This window comes from Arthrobacter gandavensis (genome assembly GCF_015355785.1).
GTDB lineage: Bacteria > Actinomycetota > Actinomycetes > Actinomycetales > Micrococcaceae > Arthrobacter_B > Arthrobacter_B gandavensis_A.
In genome coordinates this window covers 216,660-242,048 of sequence record NZ_JADKYW010000003.1, presented here as the reverse complement: position 1 = coordinate 242,048, position 25,389 = coordinate 216,660, and the positions used below count along the sequence as shown (strand labels likewise).

Below are 25,389 nucleotides of genomic sequence, written 5' to 3'. Positions count from 1 at the left end.
CGGGAGTTAGTTAGCGGCGGCAACCTGCTCGAGGGCGGTGGCTGCGGCGGACAGGCCGCCGGCAGCCCGGATGCGTTCCCCGGCGGCGCGGCAGCGGGCCTGCAGGTCCGCGTCGCCTAGCAGATCGGCGATCGAGCCAAGCAGTTCTTCCGGGGTGCAGGTGTAGGTGTCCAGGCGGCGGCCGTAGCCGGATTCATGGACGCGCTGGGCGTTGTCGTACTGGTCCCAGAACAGCGGCAGCAGGATCATCGGCTTACCGAAGTGCAGGGCTTCGGTGGTGGTGTTGTTGCCGCCGTGCGTGATGACCAGGTCCACCAGCGGAATGATGCGGGTCTGGGGCAGGAACTCCGCGCCCCACATGTTCTGCGCCAGGGTGATTTCGTCATGCCGGGGACCCTTGGAGACAATGAAGTTGCAGCCGTCCGCCGCGCCGAGGATGCCTACCGTGCGCTGCATGAGTTCGACGTCGGCGCCGCCCAGCGAGCCCAGGCTGAAGTAAACCAGCGGCTTGGATCCGTCCAGGAAGTTCTCGGGAAGCTCGACGGCGGATTCGGTTTCCCGTACCGCGGAGTCAACGCGGGTCCAGTTCGGCTCCAGCGGCCGGCGGGAGGTGTAGTCCAGTTCTTCGGGGTAGACGTAGATGTTGTGTACCCCGGAGTGGATGAACTCGAGCCGCGGCAGCGCCGGTGCGCCCTGGTCCTGCACCCAGGCGTTGAAGTCCTCCCAGAGGTCCTTGTGCGTTCGCTCATATTCGGCGCGGTATTCCTCCCATGCGGCGGAGTCATCCTGGCCCAGGCCGGAGTAGGCCGGAGCGATTCCGGGGCCGGGTATCTCCAGCGGGTTGCAGGAGACGATCCGCACGAAGGGTTTGCCCGCGGTTACCAGGGCGGGGAAAGCCACCACGTTGTCCTCGATGATGACGTCCGGATTTACGTTCGTGATTATCTGCCGCAATTCAGGCTCGCAGTATTTGGCGCCTTCAATTGCTCCTTCCCAAATAGGCCGGATAACCGTTTCCGCCTGTTCCAGCGTTGTTTTCCTGAATTCCGGCGAGATGGCCTTGATGTATTCCTTCCAGAAATCGCCGGCTTCAGCCTCGGCGTCGTCCTCCGCCGGAGGCGCAAAGTTCACGAGTGCTTCCTCGAAGCCCAGCGCCGCCAGTTTTCCCTTCCAGGACGACTCTGCCGCGAAGACCACCCGGTGCCCGCGCTTCAGGAGTTCGCTGCCAATCCCGATGCAGTTGTTCGTGGGGCCGTAGGCGCTTTCCGGCATGAAAAGAAAAGTGCGTGAATTTGTCAATGGTGCCTCCTGGAATCAGTGAGTGATGCAAATTACTTTTAGGAAATGCGGCTATTGCGGCGGACGTGCCCTAAGGTGGTAAATCAGTCCATTGGAGGAAGGTTTTACATGGCACGTCCGAAGAACCAGGCCGCACGCCGCAGCGAGATCGTGGCGGCCGCCCAGCGGGCGGTGGCCAAGCATGGTCCGGACGGTGCCCGGCTGAACCGGGTTGCAGAAGAGGCCGGGCTGACCAGCGGGGCGGTGCTGTACTACTACCCGAACATTGATGACCTGATGCTTGAGGCGAACCGCGAGGCGATGGAACGCTTCTACGAACAGCGGGTACAGATGCTCGCCTCGCTGCCGGACGATCCCGCCGTCCGGCTGCTGGCACTGATCCGCTCGGGTCTGCCTTCCGGATCCGATGATGCGCAGGTCGCCATGCTCTGTGCCCTGGGCGGTTCGGCAGGCAACAACCCGGTGACCGCGACCCTGCTGACCTCGCTCTACGAGCGGCAGGTGGGCATGTACCTGGTGGTGCTGGAGCAGGGGGCCGCGCGCGGCATGTTCGCCCTGACGCAGGACCCGCTCACTGTTGCCCGCAACCTGGTGGCGCTCGAGGACGCCTACGGTTACCGGATCATTGCCCGTCATCCGAGCATCGACGCCGAGACGGCAGCTCTTCTGATCGCGGACTACGCGCGGATCGCAACCTCTCATGAGCTGACCGTTTCCTGAGCGGCGCCGTGGCGGGAGTCCGCGCGGTCATCCTTCACGGCTACGGTTCTGGCCGCGTCGATGACCAAACCCACCTGTGATCCGCGCCGCGGAACCTCGACGGCCCTCACATTGCAGGTGAAGGGTACCGTCAGCCCGGGCACCTGTACCGACACGGTGGAAGTGCCGCCGAGGAAGAACGTATCCACCACGGTTCCGGACAGCGTGCCGGTGCCGGGTGCCGCCAGTGCCACGTCTTCCGGGCGTACGACGGCGGTGGCTGCGGTTCCGGCGGGGATCGTATGCTCCGCGGCGACCACCAGCCCGTTGTCCAGCAGGATGCCGCCGGCGGCGGCGGTGCCGTCGATCAGGTTCGCGGTGCCGATGAAGTCGGCCACGAACCGGGTCCGGGGTGCGGCGTAGAGCGCCACCGGGGTGTCAACCTGTTCCAGCCGGCCGCCGTTGAGTACCGCCACCCGGTCCGCCATGGACATGGCTTCTTCCTGGTCATGGGTGACCACTACGAACGTCATGCCGGCTTCATGCTGGAGGCGCTTGAGTTCAAGCTGCATTTCCGCCCGGACCTTCCGGTCCAGGGCGGAGAGCGGTTCATCCAGCAGCAGCAGGCGCGGACGCTTCACGATGGCCCGGGCCAGGGCCACACGCTGGCGCTGACCGCCGGAGAGCTGTCCGGGGCGCCGCTTGGCGAATTTGGTCAGCCCGATGGTTTCAAGCGCCTCGCCCACCCGGCGGTGGACTTCGGCCTTGGCCAGGCCTTCCACCTCCAGGCCGTAGGCCACGTTCTTCTCCACGGAGAGGTGGGGGAACAGGGCATAGGACTGGAACATCATGTTCACCGGCCGCCGGTGTGCCGGCAGCGCGGTCAGCGGTTCGCCGTCGAGCAGGATCTCGCCTTCAGCGGGCGTCTCAAACCCGGCGATGGAGCGCAGCAGGGTGCTCTTGCCGCAGCCGGAAGGGCCCAGCAGGGCGAAGAACTCATTGCCGGCAATGTCCAGATCAATCCCGTGCAGCGCCTGGACGGCGCCGTAGCTGTGGCTGAGGGAACGCAGCTGCAGCAGCGGCTGGTCCGCGGGGGAGGGAGCGTGTCCGGTGGTCATAGTGAATCCGCAATCTTGGTCAGGCGCTGCGTGCCCAGGACCGCCAGGACGGTCAGGCCCAGCAGCATGGTGGCGAGGGCATTGATTTCGGGGGAGACGCCGAAGCGCACCATCGAGTAAATGTTGATGGGCAGGGTGGAGACGGTGGGGCTGGTGGTGAAGAACGCGATCACGAATTCGTCCAGCGAAAGCGTGAAAGCCAGCAGCCCGCCGGAGACGATCGCCGGCCCGAGCTGCGGAACAGTCACCTTCAGCAGCGTCCGCGACGGGGTTGCGCCCAGGTCCCGGGAGGCTTCTTCGAGGGACGGGTCAACCTGCGCCAGCCGGGCCAGGACAATCGCGGTCACGAAGGCCATGGCGAACACGGTGTGCGCCAGGATCACCGAGAGCAGGCCCAGGGTGAAATTCAGCAGTGTGAAGAGACTCAGCAGGCCGATGGCCAGCAGCAGGTCCGGGAGCATCGCCGGAGCGATGGCGATCGCCCGGATCAGCCCGCCCTTGGTGTAGCGGTGGATGCCGACGGCGGTGAGCGTGCCCAGCACGGTGGCCAGCACGGCTGCAGCCGCGGCCACCACCAGGGTGTTGCCCAGGGATGCAAGGATCTCCGGGGACCGGAAGACCTCCGCGTACCACTTCAGCGAGAAACCTGACCAGGAGAAGAGGTTGGAGGACGCGTTGAAGGACATGGCCGTGACTACGAGGATCGGGAGGTAGAGGAAGCCGATCGCGGCCCAAAACGGTACCTTCAGGTGCCAGCCGCGCCAGCGCCGCGCGCTCCGGCGTCGTACGTCTTTCCCTGCGGCCCTCCGGCCGGGTGCGAGCGTGCTCATGCGTCCGCCTTCCGCGGGGTCTTGCCTTCGCTGACCGCGCGGGACGCGCGCTGCTGGAGGATCAGCAGGAGCACCAGGAACGCCGTCATGACCAGTGCCAGCGCCGCCCCGAAGGGCCAGTCGCGCGCCTTGAGGAACTGGTCGCGGATGAGGTTGCCGATCAGCACGGTCTTACCGCCGCCGATCAGCTCCGGAATAATGAAATTGCCCATCGCGGGAACGAACACGAAGATGCAGCCGGTCAGCGCCCCCGGCGCGGAGAGCGGCAGCGTAATGGTGCGGAACACCCGGAACGGGGAGGAGCCTAAGTTGGTGGCCGCTTCGGTGAGCTGCGCGTCCTGCGAGGACAGCGACGCGTACAGCGGCAGGATCATCAGCGGCAGGTACATGTAGACCAGCCCGACGACGACGGCCGGTTCGGTGTACAGCATTGCCACCGGTTCGGCGGTGATGCCGAGGGCCTGCAGGCCCTGGTTGATCCAGCCGGCGTTGTTCAGCAGCAGGATCCACGCGTAGGTGCGGATCAGGAAGTTCGTCCAAAAGGGAAGCAGCACCGCTATCAGCGCCAGGGTGCGCCACCGTTTGGGCAGCCGGGCGATGAACAGGGCCGCCGGGTAACCGATCAGCAGGGCAATCCCGGTGGCGGCCCCGGCGATGACGATGGATTTCAGCACCACGCCCAGATAGAGCGGGTCGGCCAGCCGGATGAAGTTGTCCAGCGTAAAGTTGTACTCGACGCCGCCAAACCGGCCGCGCTCGAAGAACGCATAGACGGTAACGAGTGCCACGGGCAGGACCGCCAGCACAAACAGGAACAGGACGCCGGGTCCGAGGATCGGAAAACCGGCCATCCTCCGGCGCCAGGCGGCGCCGGAGGATGCGTAGCGAAGGGCGGGCACGGGAAGCTACTTCGCGGAGATTTCCGTGGCGAGCCGGGTGTACTCAGTGCTGTAGTCACCCAGGTCGACAATCACTTCCTGCTTCGCCAGTTCGGCAGGGGTCATGGCAAGGTTCGGGTACGTGGCCAGCAGTTCCGGGTCCAGTGCCTCCATGGCGGCTTTATTCGGCACCTTGTAGAGGATGTTCTCCGCGGCCCAGGAGTGGACCTCCGGCTCAAGCACGTAGTTCAGGAACGCCATTGCCGCCTCCTTGTTCTGAGAGGACTTCAGCACCGTCATCGTGTCCACCCAAAGATCGCTGCCTTCTTCCGGAACGGTGAACTTGATGTTTGGGTCCTCGGCAATGCCGTAGTTGCACCAGCCGTCCCAGGCCTCGGTCAGCACTGCCTCGCCGGTGACCAGCTTGGAGTAGAAGGTGGTGTCATCGAAGGACAGCAGGGTGGGCTTGGTGGCAGTGAGCTGTTCCTTCACGGCCTCCAGCTCGCCCGGATCTTCCGAGTTCACCGAATAACCCAGTGCCTTGAGGGCAGGCAGCGCCATCCAGCGTTCGGTGGAGAGCATGGTGGTTTTGCCGGCGATGTCTGCCGCCGGCTCCAGCAGCTCGGTCCAGGAGGTGGGCTCCGCCGGCAGCAGGTCCGAGCGGTAGCAGAGACCGGTGGTTCCCCAGGCATAGGGAAGGGAGAAGGTGTTGCCGTCGTCGTAGGCCATTTCCATGGCCTCTGGATAAAGGTTCTCGATGTTGGGGATGAGGGAGTGGTCCAGTTCCTGGAGCATTCCGCCTTCGTTGAGGGCCTGGGCGTACTGGCCGGAGACGAACGCGACGTCGATTCCGGAGTCTCCGCCGGCCGTCAATTTGGCCATGATCTCTTCGTTCGTTGCATGGTGCACAATCTGGACGGGAACGCCCGTCTCCGCTTCGAAGGTCTCGGCAAGATCCTCGGGATAGTAGTCGGCCCAGATGCCGACTACCAGCTTCTGCTCACTGAGGTCGGCGTCGGGATCCAGGTCCGCGGACCCGCTTCCTCCGCCGCAGGCCGACAGAGCAAGGACCGCTGTTGCTGCTACGGCGGCGGTCCGTGAAACGCGCTGGAAACTCACGATGGCTCCTACTCGTGCGCTGTGTGGTCGATCACACTCCGGATGGGTGCTGCATTGATCTTTACATTGAGCTTCAAGGAATACAACGCTTATTTTTGGCCGTAACAAGCATTTAACAATCTGTCCTTGAACCTGCATGCAAGGAATGCAAAGGTTGTTTCATGGATTCAGTGAAGGCCGTGCACGGCACTATGCGACTGCAGCCGGACGGTGTCCTTTCCATGCTCGACTCACGCGGACTTCCGGCAACGGCAGGCACGGGCCTGGCTGGAGACTTCGCCGCTGCCGTGCTGGCAGGAGCGACGAGTTCGCTCACGGCCTCTGCAGGAGAGCTCCACGCGGTGCGTACCCGGCTGCCCGCCGGCGACGGACTGGAGGAAGCAGCCGTCAGCGTGGATATGACCAATCTGTCGGTGGTAATCGGCGGGGACAAGATCATCAAGCTGGTGCGCCAGTGGTCAGGTGCCGACCGTTCTGCCCGCCTGCTGGCGCGGCTGGCAGATGCCGGCGTGGACTCCGTGCCCGGCTACTACGGTTCACTGGAATGGGAGCACCCGGAGCGGGGCCGCGGCACCCTGGCGCTGCTTAGTGCGCTGATACCGGACGCGGATGATGGCTGGACCTGGGCCGCCGGCGACGTCGTTGACTGGTTCCGCGGCGGGGCGCAGCCGGACTTCCCGGCCGCCCTTGGCCGGCTCACTGCCGAAGTGCATGCCGCACTCTTCGCTGCCGATCCGCTGCCGGCGCCGGGGGCGGCCGAGGCCCGGGCCCGGGCCAACGGCGTGCTGGACGCTGCCCTGGCTCTCACGGACGGCGACGCCGGGACGCGGCTGGAGAACAGGGCCGGGCACCTGCGAGACCTGCTGGCAAGCATCCCCGAGACCGCTGCGCCGGCCTTCGACCTGCACGGAGACCTGCACGTGGGACAGGTGCTGCGCTCGGAGGGCAAGTACTGGCTGCTTGATTTCGACGGCGATCCCCAGCAGCCCGCCGCCGAGCGGGACCGGCCCGATACCGCCGCCCGCGACGTCGCACATTTGGCCGCCAGCCTGGACATGGTGGCCTCGGTGGCTGCCAGGCGCCTGCAGGCTGACGATCCGCGGTCACTGGACCGGCTCTACGGCTGGGCCTCGGAGGCGCAAGCAGAGCTTGTCCAGGCCTACCACTGCGCTGCCGCCGAGTCTGGCTTCCCGGACCTGCTGGACGAAGCCGTGCTGCCCGGCCTCATCGCGGAGCAGCTGCTGCGCGAACTCATCTACGCCCACCGCTATTTGCCGCGCTGGCAATATGCGGCCGACGGCGCCGTCACCTACCGTTTCCGGCGGGACCTTTCCCGCACCCCACAGACGAAGGAGCCCGTGTGGACACCTCCCGCTTCCTAGAGGACCTGCAGCAGGTCCCGGAGTACCTGGACGGTATGGCTGAACTGCTTGACGGCGGTTACCCCGGGCTGGCGGAGCTGCCCCCGGCCGGACGCATCCTGATCCTGGGGATGGGCTCCAGCGCCTATGCGGCAGCCACGGCTGCGCGGAAGGCACGTGCCGACGGCGTAAACGTCCAGGTTGAACTGGCAAGCACGGCGCTGCTTCCGGCACCGGCACCGGACCTGCTGGTGGTGGCTGTCTCCGCGACCGGCACCAGCGTCGAGGTCCTGGCCGCGGCCGAAAGCTACCGCGGCACCGGAAGACTGGTGGCAGTGACCAACAGGCCCGAGTCTGCGCTTGCGGCTATGGCTGACTTCACGGTTGCAATGAACGCAGGGGAGGAAGTCTCCGGCATTTCCTGCCGGAACTTCAGGCATTCCCTGCTGGTTATCGCTGCGCTGCTGGAACGCTTCGGTGCCTCCTACGGGATGCTGGCGGAAGCGGCACAGCGTGCAGCGCTTGGTGTGCGCTCGGTATTGGACTCCTCGGAACGGTGGCTGCCGCAGGCCTCCGCACTGCTCCTGGGCCGGGACGGTACGTTCCTGCTGGCACCGGCCGAACGGTTCTCCAGTGCGGCGCAGGGTTCGCTGATGATCCGCGAGGTTCCCCGCCGCCCGGCATACGGCAGTGAAACGGGGGACTGGTCCCATGCGGATGTCTATCTGTCGAAGACACTCGACTATCCGGCGCTAGTTTTTACCGGATCGCGGTGGGACCAGCAGGCCCTGGACTGGATGATGCCGCGCGGTGCGCGGGTTGTCGCCGTCGGAGAGGGCTTTCCCGAAGCAGCCCTTACCGTGTCCTATCCGGGGCAGGAGCTGTGGCTGGTAGCTGCCCTGGTGGAGACGCTGGTGCCGGAACTGGTTGCCTGGGACTGGTACGCCAAGGATCCGGAACACTCCTGGAGCTCGCAGGTCCCTGCTGAGCCGTCGCCCTAGCGGGCCGGTCCCGGCCGGCCTGGGACGCTCTACGTCTGCTGGATGGCAATGACAAAGACGATGGCAGCCAGCAGCACCATGGCTGCTATCGCCGCGTAGGAATACCGGGTGAAGCGCTGCTGGCGGATACGCTCAGCGCGCCATTGCCTGCGTGTCAGTATTGTGCTCATGGAGACGACTTTAAGAATGGCCCCGGCTAAGTGCTAAGAGTACTTGCTACTTGTTTCCTGCTCGGTTTTACCCGAAAAAAGGACTGCACGCCGGGCAATGCCGGGCGTGCAGTCCTTATTTGTCTATGGGCTTTCAGGCCGCCGCTTACTTACTCGTTGTGCGACTTTCCTTCGGCCAGCTCAACGGTGGTGTCCGAGCGGCCCATCATGAAGGGGATGAGGTAGACGAGCGTACCTACGACGAGGCAGACCACCATCGGCCAGACCACGTCCAGGGTCAGCCAGTTCAGCGCGTAGATCGAGGCGAGGAAGAGCCCGAAGAAGACGATGAAGGTGACGAGGTTCGAGGCCAGGTGTCCTTCGCCCGAGTGCGTGGGCTGCTTGGCCGTGGATCGTGCCATGGGATTTTCTCCGTTTCAAAAAGTTTTCAGCGGCGGACGGATCAGTAACCGGACCCGCCGTTACCACCCTTAACAATAGCGATTCCGGAGCTAGCTCCAATTCGCGTGGCGCCGGCGTCGATCATTGCCAGCGCATCCTCGCGGCTGCGGACACCGCCGGAAGCCTTTACACCCAGGTCGGGGCCAACCGTGCGGCGCATCAGGGCAACGTCCGCAACCGTGGCGCCGCCGCCGTTGAATCCGGTGGAGGTCTTCACGAAGTCCGCGCCGGCGTCCACGGAAGCTTCGCATGCCAGGACCTTCTGCTCGTCGGTGAGCAGCGCGGTTTCGATGATGACCTTGAGGATCCCGCCGGCCTCATGGACGGCCTCCGCAACGGAAGCGATGTCCCGGACCAGGGTTTCGCGGTCACCCCGGCGGGCTGCGGCAATGTCTATGACCATGTCGATCTCATCGGCGCCGTCCTGCAGGGCACCCTGGGCCTCGAAGACTTTAACCTCGGTGGTGGTGGCTCCGAGGGGGAAACCAATGACGGAGCAGGTGTCCACTCCGGAGTCCTTCAATGCGGTATGCACTGTCGAGACCCAGAGCGGGTTTACGCAGACCGACTTGAAACCGTACTGGGCTGCCTCTTCGCAGACGCGCAGGATGTCCTCGCGGGAAGCTTCCGGCTTGAGCAGGGTGTGGTCGATGTATGAGGCGAGATCCGCGGTCTGCGGAGTCTCTTCAGGCGCGGCGTTCGTGGGCATGGCGGTCCTTTCCAAACTGGTCCTCCAGTCTCCCATATGCGGGCCGGTAACGCCCGCCGGTTCCCGATACAGTGCCGGTGCGAATTGGGCGGTTAACTGAAAATGCCGGGACAATCTGCGATTGTCCCGGCATTCAGCTTCCTAGTGCGGCCACCAATTGACGAGCGGAGAAACCGTCCCGCCGTTATTGTTGCCGAACGACGGTGCTGCGTTCGCCGGTGCGGCTACTCCAACAGCCGTAATGGCTGCCGCGAGAAGAAGCGATGCGCCCAGTTTCTTCATTAGTGCTCCTATGGTGAGGTCTTCACAGCTAGCTGACAGATAAAGTGTACCTAACGACGAGACCTCGAAACCGTTCCTGTATCCAAATTTCGGGGTATCTTTCGTATATGCTGCGCCGGACTTGGGGATCCGGACCATTCTTTGCTTTGCAGCGTAACGTTGCGTCCGGAACGGCGCCCATACGCAACAATGAACATGGTGTTGCAATCGCCGTGCTGGATACCGAGAAAGTCGTGGCTTTGGGATGATCGATGACTTCATACTGAACGAGTACAAGGCTCGACGACACTGGGAAAACCGGGAATACTCAGATGCCTTGGCGTATGCGCAGCGTGCCGCTTCCATCGCGCAGAATACGGAGGACCAGGACGGGTGGGGTCGAATGGTCTTTCTGGTAGGCAGGTGCCAGCGTGAAATGGGCCAGATGGCGGAGTGCGCTGAAACTGCAACCGTTCTTGTGCAGCACGCCGTAACCTGCGATGACCGCGATCTGGAGTTCAAGGCGAGGGCACTTCACTCGGTTGCTCTTCAGGCTCTAGGGCAGCTGCCGAAGGCATTGGCGATCGCGCGGTCCGCAGCGGATTCGCCTGGTGATGAACGGAATGGATACGAGAGCACGCTAGAGACCCAGCAGGTTCTGGTCGCAGTACTGGCCGAAAGCGGCGACTTCGATGCTGCTTGGCGTGAAGCGCAGGATTTCGCTGCCATGATCGGTCATGACACAAAAGCCGAGGTGGCTGGCAAAGCCTTTTGGGCCATAGGAAATGCGGCGTTCCTGATTGGCCGGCACCGGGAAGCTGTCCACTATCACGGACTTGCTTCAGCCGCTCTTTCTCCCACCAACGACGTGAGCCTGTGGGCGCTCTTCAACAAGGCTTCCGCCTTCATGCGCCTCACGGCGAATCTCGTCGAGCCGGAGACCCTGCAGTGTATTGAGCGGGCCGAGATGGCAATCTCCATTACCGGTGGCACACCGCAGGACGAAATTGAGCTGGCGATAACCCGTGCCTACTGGTCGTTCCTGACTGGAGACCTCACCGCAGCGCGTTCCAAGATGAACGCCGTAATGGAGAAGTCGGAAATCATGGCACCGCATATCGAAGGGGAAGCCGTTTTCCTGCTGGCCAGGATTCTCCGTGCTGAGGGCCAGCTGGCGGACGCGGATGACCGCTTCGCCCAGAGTGCCCACCTGTTCGAAGAAGCGGGTGCCGGCGCCCGCGCGGAGCAGTCCAGAAGATTCATGTCCCATTCGCCGGAACCATTCGACGGCTAATGGTCCTGCGCCGGTGGCCCGATCCCGGTGCCCGCGACCACACCTGAAATTAATATTTAGGCCTGGAATGGTGTCTCGAAATCCTCCGTTTCCCGGCCTGCTGGGGTACCTTTGGCTTTGGGGGGAAACATGGGAAAGTATCGACTTTTTGATTTCGCAGGGCCACACGGAACTGATGCGTTTCGGAACGCCGCGCCAGGCCGCGCCGGGGGCATCAGATGACGGTGGTCGAGAGTGCAGCGCCGCTGCCGGAAGAGGCCACGCCCGTAGAAGGAGCCAGTGCTGCTAGACTCGCCGAAGGGTATGCCGCGGTGTTCCTGGAGGATGGCTTCGTGAGGTTGGTCCTTCCTCCCGGTGCCGTCATCACGGGAGGGGTCGCAGCTCGTGCTGCGTCGGAGTTCGAACAGTTAACCCGAACGGGAATGATGCCGCTCCTGCTGGAACTTACGGGAATCGAATCCATCACGCGCAGTGCCCGGTCAGTCTTCGGCAGCGCCCAAAACGCTTCCGCGGTTGCTGTCCTGGGGTCCTCGCAGGTGGACCGGGTCATAGCCAACTTCCTGCTCGGAGGTGACCTGCCGTCTTGCCCCACCAAGTACTTCTCTTCCCGGGACAAGGCACTTGAATGGTTGAGAGCCAAAACACGATGACCGCTCCGGAGGCCGGGGACACCAGGCTCCAGCAGGTGGTGGACGGGATCGTCCGGATCGCGGCCGGTGACCTGAACACCAAAATCCGCACCTCACCGAAGCGTGACGAGGTGGACGCCGTCATCACGGGAATCAACCTGCTGGCCGAGGAATTGAATTCCGTCTACCAGGACTTCGAAGAGCGCGTTGAATCCCGCACCAGGGAACTCCAGGCGGCGCACCGCCAGATGCAGCGGATGGCGATGAGCGATGCGCTGACCGGGACCGCCAACCGCACCGCCCTTATGCACGAGATTGAGGCGGAACTGCTCGCCTCAGAGGTTGAGGGCGCGCGCCCTTCGGTCCTCATGATCGACCTGGACGCCTTCAAGGACATCAACGACAGCTTTGGCCACCAAACCGGAGACCAGGTGCTGGTGGAAGTCGCCAGGAGGATCCGCTGGGCAGTCCGCCGGGGGGACACGGTAGCAAGGCTGGGCGGGGATGAATTCGCCGTCCTGCTTCCGGACACGGGGCTCAGCACCGCCATGGGGGTAGCCGCCCGAATACACGAGGCCCTCGCCGAATCCATCCGGGTGGAAGAAATCGATGTCTGGCCGCGTGCCAGCGTTGGCGTCCACGCCGCCCAGGCGGGGGAAAGCGCAGAAGCCATCATGGTGCGCGCGGACACGGCTATGTACGCAGCCAAGGACGCGGGCCGCGGTCAAAGCAAGGCCTTTGAACCGGTGATGCTCTACGCCAGGCAGCTTCGCCGGGATATGGCGGCCGAACTGCGCGAGGGACTGGGACGGAACGAACTGTTCCTCGACTACCAGCCCGTCGTCGAGCTTGCCACGGGCAGGATGAGCGGGGTGGAAGCCCTGGTGCGCTGGCAGCACCCGCAGCGCGGCCTGGTGATGCCGGATGACTTCATTCCCATCGCAGAGGAAACCGGCATCATCCTGGATCTTGGCCGCTGGGTACTGCGGGCTGCCCTGGAGCAGCTGGCGCGCTGGGAAGATGAGCTGGACCTCGATAAGGACTTCCAGGTCCGGGTGAACCTCTCGGCGATGGAACTGCAGAGGCTGGACCTGGTGGACCACGTCCGGCAGGACCTGCTGGAGACCGGAACACGGGCTTCCCGCCTGGTCATCGAGATCACCGAGAGCGCGTTCGTCAGCGGCGGGGACGTTGAGATGTACTCTTTGATGTCACTGAACGCCCTTGGCGTGGGCATCGAGATTGACGACTTCGGCACCGGCTACTCCTCGATCAGCTACCTGCGCCGGCTGCCTGTCCAGACCGTCAAGGTGGACCGCAGCCTGATTAGGGATATCAGTGCGGACCCGGGACAGCGCCAGTTCGTGGATGCCGTCCACGGCCTCATCCGTGCCGCCGGCATGGAAGCTGTCTTCGAGGGCATTGAAACCCTGGACCAGGCCGCAGACCTGCTGGTGCTGGGCTGCCGCAACGGCCAGGGATATTACTTCAGCAGGCCCCTCGCCGCGGGGCAGATCCAGGCCATTCTTGCAGCAGGAACGGCGCTTCCCCTCGTTCAGGCGCCGGCCGCCGCAAACTAGCGCGGCTCCGCGCCTCAGCGTTCCTAGCTGCCGAGTCCCAGCGCGGAAGCAATATCCGACGTCGCTGCCTCCAGCCGTTCCGCAGCAGCAGAGCGGGCCGCCGCAAGCTCGCCGCGCCCGGAGACCGGCTCGATGACTTCCAGGTAGCACTTAAGCTTCGGCTCGGTGCCGGAGGGTCGAACGATAATGCGGGTGTCATCCCGGGTCAGGTACAGCAGCCCGTCTGTCGGCGGGAGGCTCGCCGAGCCGGTCGAGAGGTCGACGGCGGACATCACGGGGGATCCAGCCAGGGAAGCAGGAGGCTGCTCGCGCAGGCGGGTCATCATTTGCGGAATCAGCGTCAGGTCTGCCACGCGGACGGACAGCTGGTCAGAGGCGTGCAGCCCGTGTTCAAGCGCCAGGTCGTCGAGCATGTCAAAGAGCGTGCGTCCCGCTGCCTTGAGCGAGGCGGCAAGCTCGGCGATGAGGAGACCGGCGGATATGCCGTCCTTGTCCCGTACCAGGCCCGGAGCCACGCAGTAGCCCAGCGCTTCCTCATACCCGTACACGAGTCCCGGCACCCGGGAAATCCATTTGAAGCCGGTCAGGGTCTCCTGATGGGTGAATCCAGCGGAGTGAGCGATCCGTGCCAGCAGCCGGGAGGAGACAATTGAGTTCGCGAATACCGGGGAGCGGCCGGCGCTGCCGCGCAGCTTCCAATTGCCGGAACGGATGCGGGCAGCCAGGTGCGCGCCCAGGAGGGCGCCGGTCTCATCGCCGCGCAGCATGCGCCACTCGCCGGTGGCCGGGTCCTTGGCCGCAACGGCCGCCCGGTCGGCGTCGGGATCATTGGCCAGCACAATGTCAGCGCCCGTCTCCGCGGCCATCGCCACGGCCAGATCCAGCGCCCCGGGTTCCTCCGGATTGGGGAATGCCACCGTGGGGAAGTCCGGATCCGGCCGGGCCTGGGCTGCCACCAGCTTCACGGAAGTAAAACCGGCGTCGCGCAGCACGGACATCATAGTTTCCCCGCCGACACCGTGCATCGGGGTGAGGACAATTTTCAGGTCCCGGGACGGATAGCCGTCCCGGGTGACCAGGCCATCGACGGCATTGATATAGTCCGCCGCGATCGACTCGGACACGTCGGTCCAGCCTTCGGGTGCCGTCTCTATCGAGTCCAGCGGCACGGAGTAGTCGATGCGGGCTGCTATCTCGGCGTCGTACGGCGGGACTATCTGGGCTCCGCGGCCAGGACCCTTTACCGTCCGGCCGCCCAGGTACACCTTGTAGCCGTTGTCCTGTGCCGGATTGTGGCTGGCAGTGACCATCACGCCGGCATCCGCGTCCAGAGCCCGCACCGCGTAGGCGAGCACCGGAGTCGGAAGCGTGCAGGGGAGCAGGAACGCCTCGATTCCCGCAGCGCTGAAGACCGCGGCAGTCTCCAGGGCGAACGCCTTCGAATTGTGGCGTGCGTCGTAGCCGATGACGGCGCTCGGGGTCCAGCCCTCCGACTTGTCCTGCAGGAACGCTGCGATGCCGGCGGCTGTGCGGCGGACAACTGCACGGTTCATCCGCATGGGGCCGGCGCCAAGGGCGGCGCGGAGGCCGGCGGTACCGAACTCCAGGGTGCCGGAGAAACGGTCAGCGAGTTCCGCCAGGGCAGTTTCTGCCGCTTCGCCGTCCGCGGCCGCTTCGGCCAGCAGCTTCCGCAGCTCGGCGGCAGTCGCATGGTCTGGATCCGTGTCCGCCCAGCGACGGGCCGCAGCTACCAGTTCGTCACGTTCAGTGGAGGTCAGGCTCATGGGGTGTCCTATGGGGGTTTGCGGCTAGAGGGCGCCGATGATTCCGGCCAGCAGTCCGGAGATCCGCGGGCCTGCTTCGGCTCCGGCTTCCAGCACTTCCTGATGGCTGAGCGGCTGCGGGCTGATGCCGGCGGCGAGGTTGGTGACCAGGCTGATGCCGAAGACCTCCATGCCGGCGTGGCGGGCGGCAATGGCCTCCAGAGCGGTGGACATGCCCACGAGATCGGCGCCGATGGTTTTGGCGTACCGGACCTCGGCCGGGGTCTCATAGTGCGGGCCGGGGAACTGGGCGTACACACCCTCCGCCAGGCTCGGGTCAATGGTGCGCGCGAGCTCGCGCAGGCGCGGAGAGTAGAGGTCCGTCAGGTCTACGAACGTGGCACCTTCCAGCGGCGAGGCTGCCGTGAGGTTCAGGTGGTCGCTGATCAGCACGGGCGTGCCGGGTTTCCAGTCCAGGTTCAACCCGCCGCAGCCATTGGTCAGCACCATCACCTTGGCGCCGGCGGCGGCCGCGGTGCGCACGCCGTGGACCACCGCTCGGACACCCTTGCCCTCGTAGTAGTGCGTGCGCGCGCCCAGGATGAGGGCACGTTTTCCGCCGGAGGTCAGGACGGAACGGATGGTTCCAACGTGGCCCTGCACTGCGGGTGCGGAGAATCCGGGGATTTCCGACGCCGGGATGGTCGCGGTGGTTTCACCGATCAGTTCGGCTGCCTCACCCCATCCGCTGCCCAGGACCAGGGCGATGTCATGGCTGGGTACACCGGTTTTCTCGGCAATGTACGCTGCGGCGTGCCGGGCAAGTTCAAAGGGTTCGTCGTTGCTCACCCGTACAACTTACCGTGTGTTGGACAGCACTGCTCCTGCCCGCTTTCCAGGTCCCGTTTGAGCGGCATCCCCGGATGCGACAGAATGGACAGTTGTGACGAGCCAACTAGATTTCACAGCCCGAAAAATCGCAATCCTCGGCGGCGGCCCCGGCGGATATGAAGCCGCCATGGTGGCAGCATCGCTGGGGGCGGACGTCACTATTGTGGAGCGCAACGGCCTGGGCGGCTCAGCCGTCCTGACCGACGTCGTACCTTCCAAGACCCTTATTGCCACCGCAGACGTGATGACGCGTTTGAACGCGGCGTCCGGCCTGGGCGTTGACTTCGGTGACTCCAAGCCGGCGTCAGCGGACCTGAAGATGGTCAACCACCGCCTGCTGGCGCTGGCCCGCGAGCAGTCCAACGACATCCGCCGCACCCTGGAGCGCATGGGCGTGAACGTGGTGATCGGCGAAGGCCGCCTGCTGGACAACCACACCCTTGAAGTCACCGTCGACGACGGCACCGTCACCACGGTCGAAGCCGAAGCGCTGCTGCTCTCCACCGGCGCGAACCCCCGCGAACTGGAAACGTCCATGCCCGACGGCGAGCGGATCTTCACCTGGAAGCAGATCTACAACCTCACCGAAGTTCCCGAGCACCTGATCGTCATCGGCTCCGGCGTTACCGGTGCGGAGTTTGCCTCGGCCTACAACGGCCTGGGGTCCCGGGTCACGCTGATCTCCAGCCGGGACCGGGTGCTGCCCGGAGAGGACGCGGACGCCGCCCGGGTGCTGGAAGACGTGTTCCAGGCCCGCGGCATGACCGTCCTGTCCCGCTCCCGCGCAGATTCAGTGAAGAACACCGGCGAGGGCGTGCTCGTCACGCTCTCCGACGGACGCACGGTCGAGGGCTCGCACTGCCTCGTCGCCGTCGGTGCCATCCCCAATACGCAGGACATCGGGCTCGAAGAGGCCGGAATCGCCCTGGACGAGTACGGACAGATCAAGGTCGACGGCGTTTCCCGCACCACTGCACCCAATGTCTACGCCGCCGGTGACTGCACGGGCGTTTTCAACCTGGCGTCCGTTGCTGCGATGCAGGGACGCATCGCGATTGCCCACCTGATGGGGGACAGCGTGAAGCCGCTGAAGCTCAAGCACGTGGCCTCGAACATCTTCACCTCACCGGAGATTGCCTCCGTGGGCGTCTCGGAAGCCGACGTCGACGCCGGCCGCTACCAGGGCGACGTCATCAAGCTCTCGCTGCACACCAACGCGCGGGCCAAGATGATGGACGTCAAGGAGGGCTTCGTGAAGATCATTGCCCGGAAGGGGTCCGGAACGGTGATCGGCGGCGTCGTCGTCGGGCCCCGTGCCTCGGAACTCATCTTCCCGATCGCCCTGGCCGTCACCCAGAAGCTGCACGTGGACGACGTCGCCAACACCTTCACCGTCTACCCCTCGCTGACCGGTTCCATTTCCGAAGCTGCGCGCCGGCTGCACGTACACATCTAGCGGTACCCCGCTCGCCCCACGAGATTACAGAAACTGCCCGTATCAGCCCTGATACGGGCAGTTTCTGTAATCTCGAGGGGGTGGAGGGTCCGCGCCGCGGCGAGAACACGTCCGGGCACGGGCTTCCAGCACGGAATTTAGGGCTTTGTCCAACGTTACGTCCACATTGTGGACCAATGTCCGAATGGCGGACGCTGGGTTTTACGATAATCCTACTTTCCCACCGCACCCGAAAGACTTGCCATGTCAACAAACACACCAAGTGCCGAGACCGAAAAGGCACCCGCAAACTCGCGCGGTCGCGTGATCGTAGCGTCGCTGGTCGGAACCTCCATAGAGTTCTACGACTTCTATGTCTACGCGACGGCCGCAGTCCTGGTCTTCCCGATCCTCTTCTTCCCGAACGCAGAGGGCGTTACCGCGCTGCTGAGTTCCTTTGCCGTGTTTGGCGTGGCATTCATCGCCCGTCCGCTTGGATCAATCGTCTTTGGGCATTTCGGAGACAAGGTGGGCCGCAAGGGCACCCTGGTGGCCTCACTGCTCACCATGGGTATTGCCACCTTCCTGATCGGCTGCCTGCCGACCGCAGACATGCCCGGCTGGACCTTCTGGGCGCCGGCCCTGCTGGTTGTCATGCGCTTCGCCCAGGGTCTCGCCCTCGGCGGCGAATGGTCCGGTGCAGCCCTGCTGGCCACCGAGAACGCCCCGGCCAACAAGCGCGCCATCTACGGCACATTCCCGCAGCTGGGCGCTCCGATCGGCTTCATCCTGGCCAACGGCCTGTTCCTGATCCTGAGCTTCAACCTCTCCGAGGAAGCGTTCATGTCCTGGGGCTGGCGTGTCCCGTTCCTGGCCAGCGCCGTCATGGTCATCATTGGCCTGTACGTCCGCCTGAAGCTCGTGGAGACTCCGGCCTTCCAGAAGGTTGTGGACTCCGGCGAAGTGAGCAAGCTGCCCCTGGCTGCTGCATTCAAGTTCTCCTGGCGCCCGATGATCGCCGGCACCTTCATCATGCTGGCCACCTACGTGCTCTTCTACCTGATGACCACCTTCACCCTCTCCTACGGCACTGCCGCCAAGACCGAGGAGGAAGCTGCTGCCAAGGCCGAAGCGGCGGGCAAGGCATTCGATCCGGATGCCTTCGCCTCCGGCCTGGGCTACGCACGAAATGACTTCCTGATCATGCTGATTGTCGGCGTCGTCTTCTTCGGCATTTTCACCATGGTTGCCGGCCCGCTGGCCGAAAAGCACGGACGCCGCAAGACCCTGCTCTGGGTCACCGCCGCCATCTTTGCTTTCGGCTTCGCGTTCGATCCGCTGTTCGGCGGCGGCTTCGTGGGCACCATGGCGCTGCTGATCATCGGCTTCACGCTCATGGGCCTGACCTTCGGCCCGATGGGCGCCGTACTGCCCGAACTGTTCCCGACGAATGTCCGGTACACCGGTTCGGCGATCGCCTACAACGTCTCCTCGATCCTGGGTGCGGCTGTCGCTCCGTTCATCGCCGTGGCCCTGTGGCAGGCAGCTGACGGCAGCCCGTGGCTGGTGGGTGTCTACCTCTCCTCGATGGCCGTGCTGACGTTCATCGCGCTGTGGGTAACCCGCGAAACCAAGGACGTGGACTACGTAAACCACTCCAGCTAGTTCGCCCCGCTGGAACGCGGAGAGGCCCGGATCCGAGTGGATCCGGGCCTCTTGCTGTTGGCGGGCTAGTTGTGTGGTGCCGGCGCTTGGTGTGCGGGTGGGTTGCGTGGGCGGGGAGCTTGGTGTGCGGGTGGTGCATGGGCTGGGGCGTGGTGTGCGCGTGGTGCGTTGCGGTCCGCCTGGTGCGTTGGCTGGTGCGTGGTGTGCGGGTGGGTTGCGTGGGCTGGGCAGCGCGGCAGAAGTGACGCCTCGGGGTGCGGCGAGACCGGAAGCGACACGTCAGTTCTGCCCGGGTCAGCCGGTGTACGTCCTGTGTCGCAATAACGTGGTCTAGGACCCACATCTGGAATCTTCTGCTGCAATAACGTTCCAATGAAGCACGCAGAGGGACGTTATTGCAGCACAGGATGACGCGGGGTGTTCCGGAAGGACGTTATCGCGACACAGGATGATGTCCGATGGCCCGCAGGGTAGAAGCCGTGCCCGGGTCGATGGCGCCGACAATGGGCAGAGGCCCCGGCGGTAACTGCTCGTGCCGGAGCCGTCGCCCGCCCAAACCCGGCGGTAACCGCTCGTGCCGGACGCTTACGAGGACCCAAACCCCGTCAAACCCCAGTGGGAACCGTCAAACCCCAGTGGGAACCTGCCCGGGAATGCAGACAGGGCCGCCGCCCGCAGTGGGCAGCGGCCCCGCAGAACCGAGGACCGAAGAACTGACCGGACCTAGTCCAGGATGGTCGCAATCACTGCACCGGCGGTCACCGTTGCTCCTACGGCCGAAGAAAGGCCGCTGACCGTGCCTGCTTTGTGCGCGGTGAGCGGCTGTTCCATCTTCATCGCTTCGAGGACCACGATCAGGTCGCCCTCGGCAACCTGGGCACCGTCCTCGACGGCCACCTTCACGATGGTTCCCTGCATGGGGGAAGTGAGGTCATTGCCGGTAGCTGCCGCCGTGGCGGAGCGTGAGCGGCCCTTGCGCTGCTTGCCGTTGGAGGCTGCGCCGCCGCGGCCGGCCAGCTGGGCCATCCCGGCGGGCAGGACGACCTCAAGGCGCTTGCCGCCCACCTCAACGGTGAGGCGCTGGCGGGAGGCGTCGTCGTCGTTCCCGTTTGCCGGTTCGCCGCTGAACGGTGCGATCGTGTTGTTGAATTCGGTTTCAATCCAGCGGGTGTGAACGCTGAACGGGCCCTGCTCCGGGGCGAAGGCGGGATCCGCGACGACGGCGGCGTGGAAGGGAAGCACGGTCGGCAGGCCGGAGATTTCGAACTCCTGCAGCGCACGCCGGGCCCGCTGGAGCGCCTGGGTGCGGGTGGCGCCGGTGACGATCAGCTTGGCAAGCATCGAGTCGAAGTTTCCGCCGACGGTTTCACCCGCTTCGATGCCGGAGTCGACGCGCACTCCGGGGCCGGTGGGCAGGCGCAGGGTGTCGACGGTGCCGGGGGAGGGAATGAACCCGCGTCCGGCGTCCTCGCCGTTGATGCGGAACTCGATGGAGTGGCCGCGGATCTCGGGGTCGGTGTAGCCGAGCTCTTCGCCGCGGGCAATCCGGAACTGCTCGCGGACCAGATCCAGGCCGGTGACTTCCTCGGAGACCGGGTGCTCCACCTGAAGCCGGGTGTTCACCTCGAGGAAGGAGATGGTGCCGTCGGTGCCGACCAGGAACTCGCAGGTTCCGGCCCCCTGGTAGCCGGCTTCGCGCAGCAGGGCCTTGGAGGATTCGTAGAGCCTGCGGGTCTGGTCCTCGGTCAGGAAGGGAGCGGGAGCTTCTTCAACAAGCTTCTGGTTTCGGCGCTGGAGCGAGCAGTCGCGGGTTGAAACGACGACGACGTTGCCGTGCGCGTCTGCCAGGCACTGGGTCTCAACGTGGCGGGGGGAGTCCAGGAACCGCTCGATGAAGCACTCGCCGCGTCCGAACGCCGCGGTGGCTTCGCGGACGGCCGAGTCGTAGAGTTCGGGGATTTCTTCGAGCGTGCGGGCAACCTTGATGCCGCGTCCACCACCGCCGAACGCCGCCTTGATGGCAACAGGCAGGCCGTGTTCGGAGGCGAACGCCAGGACTTCGTCGGCGCTGGACACCGGATCCGAGGTGCCCGGAACCAGCGGAGCACCGACCTTCGCGGCCAGGTGGCGGGCACGGACTTTGTCGCCAAGCTGTTCGATGGCGTCGGGGGAGGGGCCGATCCAGGTGAGTCCGGCGCCGATCACGCGGCGGGCGAACTCGGCGTTCTCGGAGAGGAAGCCATACCCCGGGTGAACGGCGTCGGCCCCGGCACGCGCCGCGGCGGCCAGGACCTTGTCCATGTCGAGGTAGGAATCGGCGGCGGTGCTGCCGCCAAGGGCGTAGGCTTCGTCGGCCAGCCGGACGTGGAGTGCGTCCCTGTCCGGGTCCGCGTAGACGGCGACTGTGCCGATACCTTCGTCGCGGGCGGCCCGGATGATCCGGACGGCGATCTCGCCGCGGTTGGCAATCAGGACCTTGCCCAGCGGGGCGGGGGTGTTCTGGCTCATGAAATGCACTGGCTCCTTTGATCTCTTGGGAGCGTAGCGCGATTTTGTGGTGTCCCGCTATAAACCGTGCTCTTTCTGCGTGGGGCGCCGCCTTTAGTTGTGGGGACCCTACAAAGGGTGTTGCAAAGCGGGACTCGTGCGGATCTGTGGATAACTGCGGCAGCCACGCTGAACCGCGGGTAGAACTGGTGGATGCGTACGCCTAAGCCGCTTCCGCCGTCGTTCTCGAACCCGTTCCTTGCTGCTGACGCGCTGCAGGCGGGGCTCACCGAGGGTCGGCTCCGGGCCTCCGATCTGCGGATTCCTTCCCGGGGCATCCGGGTTCCGCGGTTACCCGACGGCAGCGCGGGGGACTTGGCCGTTCGGGTGCGCCCGTACCTGGACCTGCTGCCGGATGCGGTCCTGAGCCATACGACGGCCGCGCGGCTGCACGGGATTCCACTGCCGGGGTCGTACCGGCATGAGGCGGTGCTGCATCTGGCGCGCGAGCCGAATGCTTCTGTCACGAACCGACGGCACGTCCGGTGCCACCGGTTGAAATTGACGGAGGTAGACGTTGTCCGTCCATCGGTGGGCATCCGGGCTACCTCTCCGGCACGGACCTTTGTAGATCTCGCCGGTATGCTGCCGTTGCCGGATTTGGTGGCCGCAGGTGACTGGCTGGTTAGCGAGCATGAGCGGAGCTACGGGCAGGCGCGACGGGCCGTGGTGCAGTTGGCTGCTTTGCGCAGTTACGTGCATGGCATCCGCTGGGTTCCGGGTATCCGGACTGCTCGCGACGCGGTGGACCTGGCGCGGGTGGGCGTGGACTCCGTGCCGGAGACACGCCTGAGGTTGTTGCTGCACGACGCCGGGCTGCCGGAATTCGGTCCGAACCTTCCGCTGTTGGACAGTGCGGGACGGCCGGTGGTGTGGTGCGATCTTGGGTGTCCCGAGTTCCGCACCTGTGTGGAGTACGACGGCGAACACCATTTGACCCGCGAGCAGCAGCTCCGGGACCACAACCGTGACCTGCTGGTGCGCGAGCTGGGCTGGCACCAGGTGAAGGTCTCTGCCCTGGATATGCGGCGGGGTGCTGGATGGGTAGCTGGGAAGGTTGCGCGTGGACTGAAGCTGGGGGGTTGGGCTCCGGGTGGGTGACTCTCGGCGGCCTAAGGCGTTTAGTGTTGCAATAACGTCGTTCTGGAAGGCGTTGCGAAATCCTGTGTCGCGTAGCCGTCCCTTAGAGGGGATGAAGCAGCGTTATTGCGACAGAGGACGCGGGGCGGTGAGGCTGAGCAGCGATATTGCGACAGAGGACGAGTCGCAGGGCATGACCTGGTGATACAAGGTCCGCCTTGCGAACACCGGGTCACCGAGCGGACTGAAGCATCGCCCGCGCCTCGCGGCCCGGAGCTGCCCCTCTCACCTTCTCACCGCGAGCCCAGAGCGGCCCGCCGGCCCCAGCAGCCCACAGCCTCGGACCCCGCCGGCACCAGCCCGCCCCGCCGAGCCCAGAAACCTACCTCCAGAGCGAGGTCACACCAACACCGGCACTGGCCAGCAGGTGGCGCAGCGTGGAAACAGAGAGGCCAACCACGGCATGCGGATCCCCGACGACCTTCTCGATGAAGGCACCGCCCAGGGAGTCGATGGTGAAGGAACCGGCGACCTGCAGCGGTTCGCCGGTGGCGACGTAGGCCTCGATCTCGTCATCAAGCAGCTTCGCGAAGTGCACCTCGGCGGAGCTGACAGCACCGAGGGTTGCGCCGGAGCCGTCCTCGTCGGTGGCGCGGCAGTCAACCAGCCAGTGGCCGGTATGAAGCACCCCGGCGTTTCCGCTCATCCGGCGGATCCGTTCGCGGGCGACGTCGGGCTCCCATGGCTTGCCGTGCGCCTCGCCCTGGAACTCGAACACCGAGTCACAGCCGAGAACCAGGGCACCCTCGGACTCGGGCAGCGACGCCACGGCTTCGGCCTTGGTCCGGGCCAGCAGGAGCGCGGTGTCTTGCGGGTCGGTGAGTCCGTAGCGGGCGGTCACCGCGTCCTCGTCGACGTCGGAAACCAGCACGCGGTGGGCAATGCCGGCGTTTGCCAGGAGCTTGGTGCGGGCCGGGGACGCGGAGGCAAGAATTAGTTCAGTCACGCCCCCAAGCCTAGTGCTCGGCAGGATCGCCGCTAAAACGAAGAACGGCCGTCCCCGCAGTGGGACGGCCGTTCTCAGATAAGTGCGAGCAGGAAAACCTTACCCTCTGTTCGCCGGCTCCACGGTAGCGGATGAAGCGGATGTGCTCTCCTGTGACGGAAGTTCTGCCGAATCCGTCTCAGGTGTGTCCGATTCCACCGAATCGTCGGCAAAGGGATCACCGTTGCGCTCTGCGTCGTAGAGCTCCGGCTCCAGCATTCCGTTGCGCTTGGCTACGATGGTCGGGACCACGGTCTGTCCGGCAACGTTCACGGCGGTGCGGCCCATGTCCAGGATGGGGTCGACGGCGAGCAGCAGGGCCACGCCTTCGAGCGGCAGTCCCAAGGTGGAGAGAGTCAGGGTCAGCATCACGACGGCGCCGGTGGTTCCGGCAGTTGCCGCGGAGCCCAGGACGGCGACGACAGCGATAAGCAGGTACTGGCCGATGCTGAGGTCAATGCCGAAGAACTGCGCCACGAAGATCGCGGAAATCGCCGGGTAGATCGCGGCGCAGCCGTCCATCTTGGTGGTGGCACCCAGCGGTACGGCGAAGGATGCGTACGCCCGGGGCACACCGAGGTTGCGCTCGGTCACGCGCTGGGTCAGCGGGAGCGTGCCCACGGAGGAGCGGGAGACGAAGGCCAGCTGGATGGCGGGCCAGGCGCCGGAGAACCATTGGCGGACCGAGAGGCCGTGGAACTTGATCAGCACCGGGTACACCACGAACAGGACGATGGCCAGGCCCACGTAGACGGCCAGGGTGAACGTGCCCAGGGAGCCGATGGTGTCCCAGCCGTAGGTGGCAACGGCGCGGCCGATCAGGCCGACGGTACCCAGCGGAGCCAGGCGGATGATCCACCACAGGACCTTTTGGATGACGGCCAGGGCGGAGGCGATCAGGGCCAGGAACGGGGCGGCGGGCTTGCCCACCTTCAGCGCAGCAATACCGACGGCGATCGCGATCACCAGGACCTGCAGCACGTTGAAGTTCAGCGAGGTGGTGAGCGTCTCCGTGGTGGAGGCGGTGAGGCCCAGGAAGTTGCCCGGGATCAGGCCGGTGAGGAAGCCGACCCAGCTGCCGGTGCCGCCGTCGTATCCGTCCGGTGCGGTGGCATCGGCGTTTGCGCCAGGCTGCATGACGACCCCGAGCACTATGCCGATAGCAACGGCGATGAGCGCGGTGATGGCGAACCAGAGCAGCGTCTGCCAGGCCAGGCGAGCGGCATTCGAGACCTGGCGCAGGTTGGCGATGGAGCTGACGACGGCGGTGAAGATCAGGGGCACGACGGCGGCCTTCAGCAGCGAGACGTAGCTCGAGCCGATGGTGGACAGCGTAGTGGTCAGCCAGTTGGGCTCACCGTCAACGGTGCCCATGTTCTTGGCCAGCAGCCCCAGGCCGAGGCCGACCAGCAGGGCTGCGATGATCTGCGGGCCAAACGAGGTGGCCCAGCGCGGAAGCCGGCGCCGGGTCTCGGCTGCGGCGGGGGACTGTGGGGAGGTCTTTGGTGATGTCACCCGTCGATGCTAGACGTGATTCTTTAGCAGAGCCGTTTTGAGATTGCGAAATGTTACGG

Annotated in this window: 23 protein-coding genes; 9 read left to right on the top strand and 14 right to left on the bottom strand. The window is 65.1% G+C overall.

Annotation, left to right across the window (positions count from 1 at the left end; genetic code table 11):
• Positions 1-6: 6 nt before the first annotated feature.
• Complete coding sequence (locus ITX31_RS02525) at positions 7-1,299, bottom strand: glycosyltransferase (RefSeq protein ID WP_228528912.1); 1,293 nt, start codon at positions 1,297-1,299, stop codon at positions 7-9.
• A gap of 108 nt (positions 1,300-1,407) precedes the next feature.
• Between ITX31_RS02525 and ITX31_RS02520 the strand changes: the two genes are divergently transcribed.
• Positions 1,408-2,019: a TetR/AcrR family transcriptional regulator gene (locus ITX31_RS02520; RefSeq protein WP_194781909.1), complete on the top strand. Its 612-nt coding sequence runs from the start codon at positions 1,408-1,410 to the stop codon at positions 2,017-2,019.
• Here ITX31_RS02520 and ITX31_RS02515 read toward each other — a convergent pair.
• The 4 genes from ITX31_RS02515 to ITX31_RS02500 are packed head-to-tail and all read right to left on the bottom strand — an operon-like array spanning position 1,998 to position 5,943.
• The gene (locus ITX31_RS02515) at positions 1,998-3,116 is read right to left on the bottom strand and encodes an ABC transporter ATP-binding protein (protein WP_194781908.1); all 1,119 of its coding nucleotides are present in this window, start codon (positions 3,114-3,116) and stop codon (positions 1,998-2,000) included. The genes ITX31_RS02520 and ITX31_RS02515 overlap by 22 nt on opposite strands.
• A complete protein-coding gene (locus tag ITX31_RS02510; RefSeq protein WP_194781907.1) occupies positions 3,113-3,946 on the bottom strand; it encodes an ABC transporter permease in 834 nt (277 codons plus the stop codon). Before ITX31_RS02510 ends, ITX31_RS02515 begins: the two co-directional genes overlap by 4 nt.
• Positions 3,943-4,845 carry an ABC transporter permease gene (locus ITX31_RS02505; protein WP_323745555.1) on the bottom strand — a complete coding sequence of 301 codons (903 nt, stop codon included), beginning with the start codon at positions 4,843-4,845 and terminating at the stop codon, positions 3,943-3,945. The genes ITX31_RS02510 and ITX31_RS02505 overlap by 4 nt, the downstream gene beginning before the upstream one ends.
• Positions 4,846-4,851: 6 nt before the next feature.
• Complete coding sequence (locus ITX31_RS02500) at positions 4,852-5,943, bottom strand: spermidine/putrescine ABC transporter substrate-binding protein (protein WP_323745554.1); 1,092 nt, start codon at positions 5,941-5,943, stop codon at positions 4,852-4,854.
• A 161-nt stretch (positions 5,944-6,104) separates the two neighbouring features.
• Between ITX31_RS02500 and ITX31_RS02495 the strand changes: the two genes are divergently transcribed.
• Both ITX31_RS02495 and ITX31_RS02490 read left to right on the top strand, forming a co-directional pair.
• The gene (locus ITX31_RS02495; RefSeq protein ID WP_194781905.1) at positions 6,105-7,325 is read left to right on the top strand and encodes a hypothetical protein; all 1,221 of its coding nucleotides are present in this window, start codon (positions 6,105-6,107) and stop codon (positions 7,323-7,325) included.
• Positions 7,304-8,305 (top strand): SIS domain-containing protein, encoded by a 1,002-nt coding sequence (locus ITX31_RS02490; protein ID WP_194781904.1) that lies wholly within the window; start codon positions 7,304-7,306, stop codon positions 8,303-8,305. The genes ITX31_RS02495 and ITX31_RS02490 overlap by 22 nt, the downstream gene beginning before the upstream one ends.
• 29 nt (positions 8,306-8,334) lie before the next feature.
• Here the strand turns inward: ITX31_RS02490 and ITX31_RS02485 are convergent, their stop codons facing one another.
• The 4 genes from ITX31_RS02485 to ITX31_RS02470 form a co-directional block, all read right to left on the bottom strand.
• Positions 8,335-8,475, bottom strand: coding sequence for a hypothetical protein (locus ITX31_RS02485; protein ID WP_194781903.1), 141 nt, complete (start codon positions 8,473-8,475; stop codon positions 8,335-8,337).
• Between the two features lie 149 nt (positions 8,476-8,624).
• Complete coding sequence (locus ITX31_RS02480; RefSeq protein WP_194781902.1) at positions 8,625-8,876, bottom strand: hypothetical protein; 252 nt, start codon at positions 8,874-8,876, stop codon at positions 8,625-8,627.
• 41 nt (positions 8,877-8,917) lie between these two features.
• Positions 8,918-9,625, bottom strand: coding sequence for a deoxyribose-phosphate aldolase (gene deoC / locus ITX31_RS02475; RefSeq protein WP_194781901.1), 708 nt, complete (start codon positions 9,623-9,625; stop codon positions 8,918-8,920).
• A gap of 141 nt (positions 9,626-9,766) precedes the next feature.
• Positions 9,767-9,907: a hypothetical protein gene (locus tag ITX31_RS02470; protein ID WP_194781900.1), complete on the bottom strand. Its 141-nt coding sequence runs from the start codon at positions 9,905-9,907 to the stop codon at positions 9,767-9,769.
• 244 nt (positions 9,908-10,151) lie between these two features.
• Here ITX31_RS02470 and ITX31_RS02465 point away from each other — a divergent pair, with 244 nt between their 5' ends.
• The 3 genes from ITX31_RS02465 to ITX31_RS02455 all read left to right on the top strand — a co-directional run bounded on the left by ITX31_RS02465 (position 10,152) and on the right by ITX31_RS02455 (position 13,389).
• Positions 10,152-11,180 carry a hypothetical protein gene (locus ITX31_RS02465; RefSeq protein WP_194781899.1) on the top strand — a complete coding sequence of 343 codons (1,029 nt, stop codon included), beginning with the start codon at positions 10,152-10,154 and terminating at the stop codon, positions 11,178-11,180.
• A gap of 218 nt (positions 11,181-11,398) precedes the next feature.
• Positions 11,399-11,830: an STAS/SEC14 domain-containing protein gene (locus ITX31_RS02460; RefSeq protein WP_194781898.1), complete on the top strand. Its 432-nt coding sequence runs from the start codon at positions 11,399-11,401 to the stop codon at positions 11,828-11,830.
• Positions 11,806-13,389, top strand: a complete 1,584-nt coding sequence (locus ITX31_RS02455) for a putative bifunctional diguanylate cyclase/phosphodiesterase (RefSeq protein ID WP_228528911.1) — start codon at positions 11,806-11,808, stop codon at positions 13,387-13,389. Before ITX31_RS02460 ends, ITX31_RS02455 begins: the two co-directional genes overlap by 25 nt.
• A 23-nt stretch (positions 13,390-13,412) precedes the next feature.
• On the opposite strand, the gene ITX31_RS02450 is transcribed toward ITX31_RS02455, so the two are convergent.
• Positions 13,413-15,173, bottom strand: a complete 1,761-nt coding sequence (locus ITX31_RS02450; protein WP_194781897.1) for a phospho-sugar mutase — start codon at positions 15,171-15,173, stop codon at positions 13,413-13,415.
• 24 nt (positions 15,174-15,197) lie between these two features.
• Positions 15,198-16,001 carry a purine-nucleoside phosphorylase gene (locus ITX31_RS02445; protein ID WP_194781896.1) on the bottom strand — a complete coding sequence of 268 codons (804 nt, stop codon included), beginning with the start codon at positions 15,999-16,001 and terminating at the stop codon, positions 15,198-15,200.
• Between the two features lie 94 nt (positions 16,002-16,095).
• On the opposite strand from ITX31_RS02445, the gene ITX31_RS02440 reads away from it, so the two are divergent.
• Together ITX31_RS02440 and ITX31_RS02435 are read left to right on the top strand one after the other, a co-directional pair.
• Positions 16,096-17,499: an NAD(P)H-quinone dehydrogenase gene (locus ITX31_RS02440; protein ID WP_194781895.1), complete on the top strand. Its 1,404-nt coding sequence runs from the start codon at positions 16,096-16,098 to the stop codon at positions 17,497-17,499.
• Positions 17,500-17,742: 243 nt separating this feature from the next.
• Positions 17,743-19,143 (top strand): MFS transporter, encoded by a 1,401-nt coding sequence (locus tag ITX31_RS02435; RefSeq protein ID WP_194781894.1) that lies wholly within the window; start codon positions 17,743-17,745, stop codon positions 19,141-19,143.
• 723 nt (positions 19,144-19,866) lie between these two features.
• Here ITX31_RS02435 and ITX31_RS02430 read toward each other — a convergent pair.
• Entirely contained in the window at positions 19,867-21,651 is a 1,785-nt protein-coding gene (locus ITX31_RS02430; protein WP_194781893.1) for an acetyl/propionyl/methylcrotonyl-CoA carboxylase subunit alpha, read from the bottom strand.
• A gap of 192 nt (positions 21,652-21,843) precedes the next feature.
• Between ITX31_RS02430 and ITX31_RS15700 the strand changes: the two genes are divergently transcribed.
• A complete protein-coding gene (locus ITX31_RS15700) occupies positions 21,844-22,791 on the top strand; it encodes an endonuclease domain-containing protein (protein ID WP_228528910.1) in 948 nt (315 codons plus the stop codon).
• Positions 22,792-23,152: 361 nt separating this feature from the next.
• Here ITX31_RS15700 and ITX31_RS02420 read toward each other — a convergent pair whose 3' ends face one another.
• Together ITX31_RS02420 and ITX31_RS02415 are read right to left on the bottom strand one after the other, a co-directional pair.
• Positions 23,153-23,776: a Maf family protein gene (locus ITX31_RS02420; RefSeq protein ID WP_194781892.1), complete on the bottom strand. Its 624-nt coding sequence runs from the start codon at positions 23,774-23,776 to the stop codon at positions 23,153-23,155.
• 99 nt (positions 23,777-23,875) lie between these two features.
• Positions 23,876-25,330: a dicarboxylate/amino acid:cation symporter gene (locus ITX31_RS02415; RefSeq protein ID WP_194781891.1), complete on the bottom strand. Its 1,455-nt coding sequence runs from the start codon at positions 25,328-25,330 to the stop codon at positions 23,876-23,878.
• Positions 25,331-25,389 lie beyond the last annotated feature (59 nt).

Bases quoted from the DNA above. Each gene is read 5' to 3' on its own strand.
- ITX31_RS02520 (WP_194781909.1), top strand. From the start codon at position 1,408: ATGGCACGTCCGAAGAACCAGGCCGCACGCCGCAGCGAGATCGTGGCG.
- ITX31_RS02515 (WP_194781908.1), bottom strand. From the start codon at position 3,116: ATGACCACCGGACACGCTCCCTCCCCCGCGGACCAGCCGCTGCTGCAG.
- ITX31_RS02510 (WP_194781907.1), bottom strand. From the start codon at position 3,946: ATGAGCACGCTCGCACCCGGCCGGAGGGCCGCAGGGAAAGACGTACGA.
- ITX31_RS02495 (WP_194781905.1), top strand. From the start codon at position 6,105: ATGGATTCAGTGAAGGCCGTGCACGGCACTATGCGACTGCAGCCGGAC.
- ITX31_RS02485 (WP_194781903.1), bottom strand. From the start codon at position 8,475: ATGAGCACAATACTGACACGCAGGCAATGGCGCGCTGAGCGTATCCGC.
- ITX31_RS02480 (WP_194781902.1), bottom strand. From the start codon at position 8,876: ATGGCACGATCCACGGCCAAGCAGCCCACGCACTCGGGCGAAGGACAC.
- deoC (WP_194781901.1), bottom strand. From the start codon at position 9,625: ATGCCCACGAACGCCGCGCCTGAAGAGACTCCGCAGACCGCGGATCTC.
- ITX31_RS02470 (WP_194781900.1), bottom strand. From the start codon at position 9,907: ATGAAGAAACTGGGCGCATCGCTTCTTCTCGCGGCAGCCATTACGGCT.
- ITX31_RS02465 (WP_194781899.1), top strand. From the start codon at position 10,152: ATGATCGATGACTTCATACTGAACGAGTACAAGGCTCGACGACACTGG.
- ITX31_RS02460 (WP_194781898.1), top strand. From the start codon at position 11,399: ATGACGGTGGTCGAGAGTGCAGCGCCGCTGCCGGAAGAGGCCACGCCC.
- ITX31_RS02455 (WP_228528911.1), top strand. From the start codon at position 11,806: ATGGTTGAGAGCCAAAACACGATGACCGCTCCGGAGGCCGGGGACACC.
- ITX31_RS02450 (WP_194781897.1), bottom strand. From the start codon at position 15,173: ATGAGCCTGACCTCCACTGAACGTGACGAACTGGTAGCTGCGGCCCGT.
- ITX31_RS02435 (WP_194781894.1), top strand. From the start codon at position 17,743: ATGTCAACAAACACACCAAGTGCCGAGACCGAAAAGGCACCCGCAAAC.
- ITX31_RS02430 (WP_194781893.1), bottom strand. From the start codon at position 21,651: ATGAGCCAGAACACCCCCGCCCCGCTGGGCAAGGTCCTGATTGCCAAC.
- ITX31_RS15700 (WP_228528910.1), top strand. From the start codon at position 21,844: ATGCGTACGCCTAAGCCGCTTCCGCCGTCGTTCTCGAACCCGTTCCTT.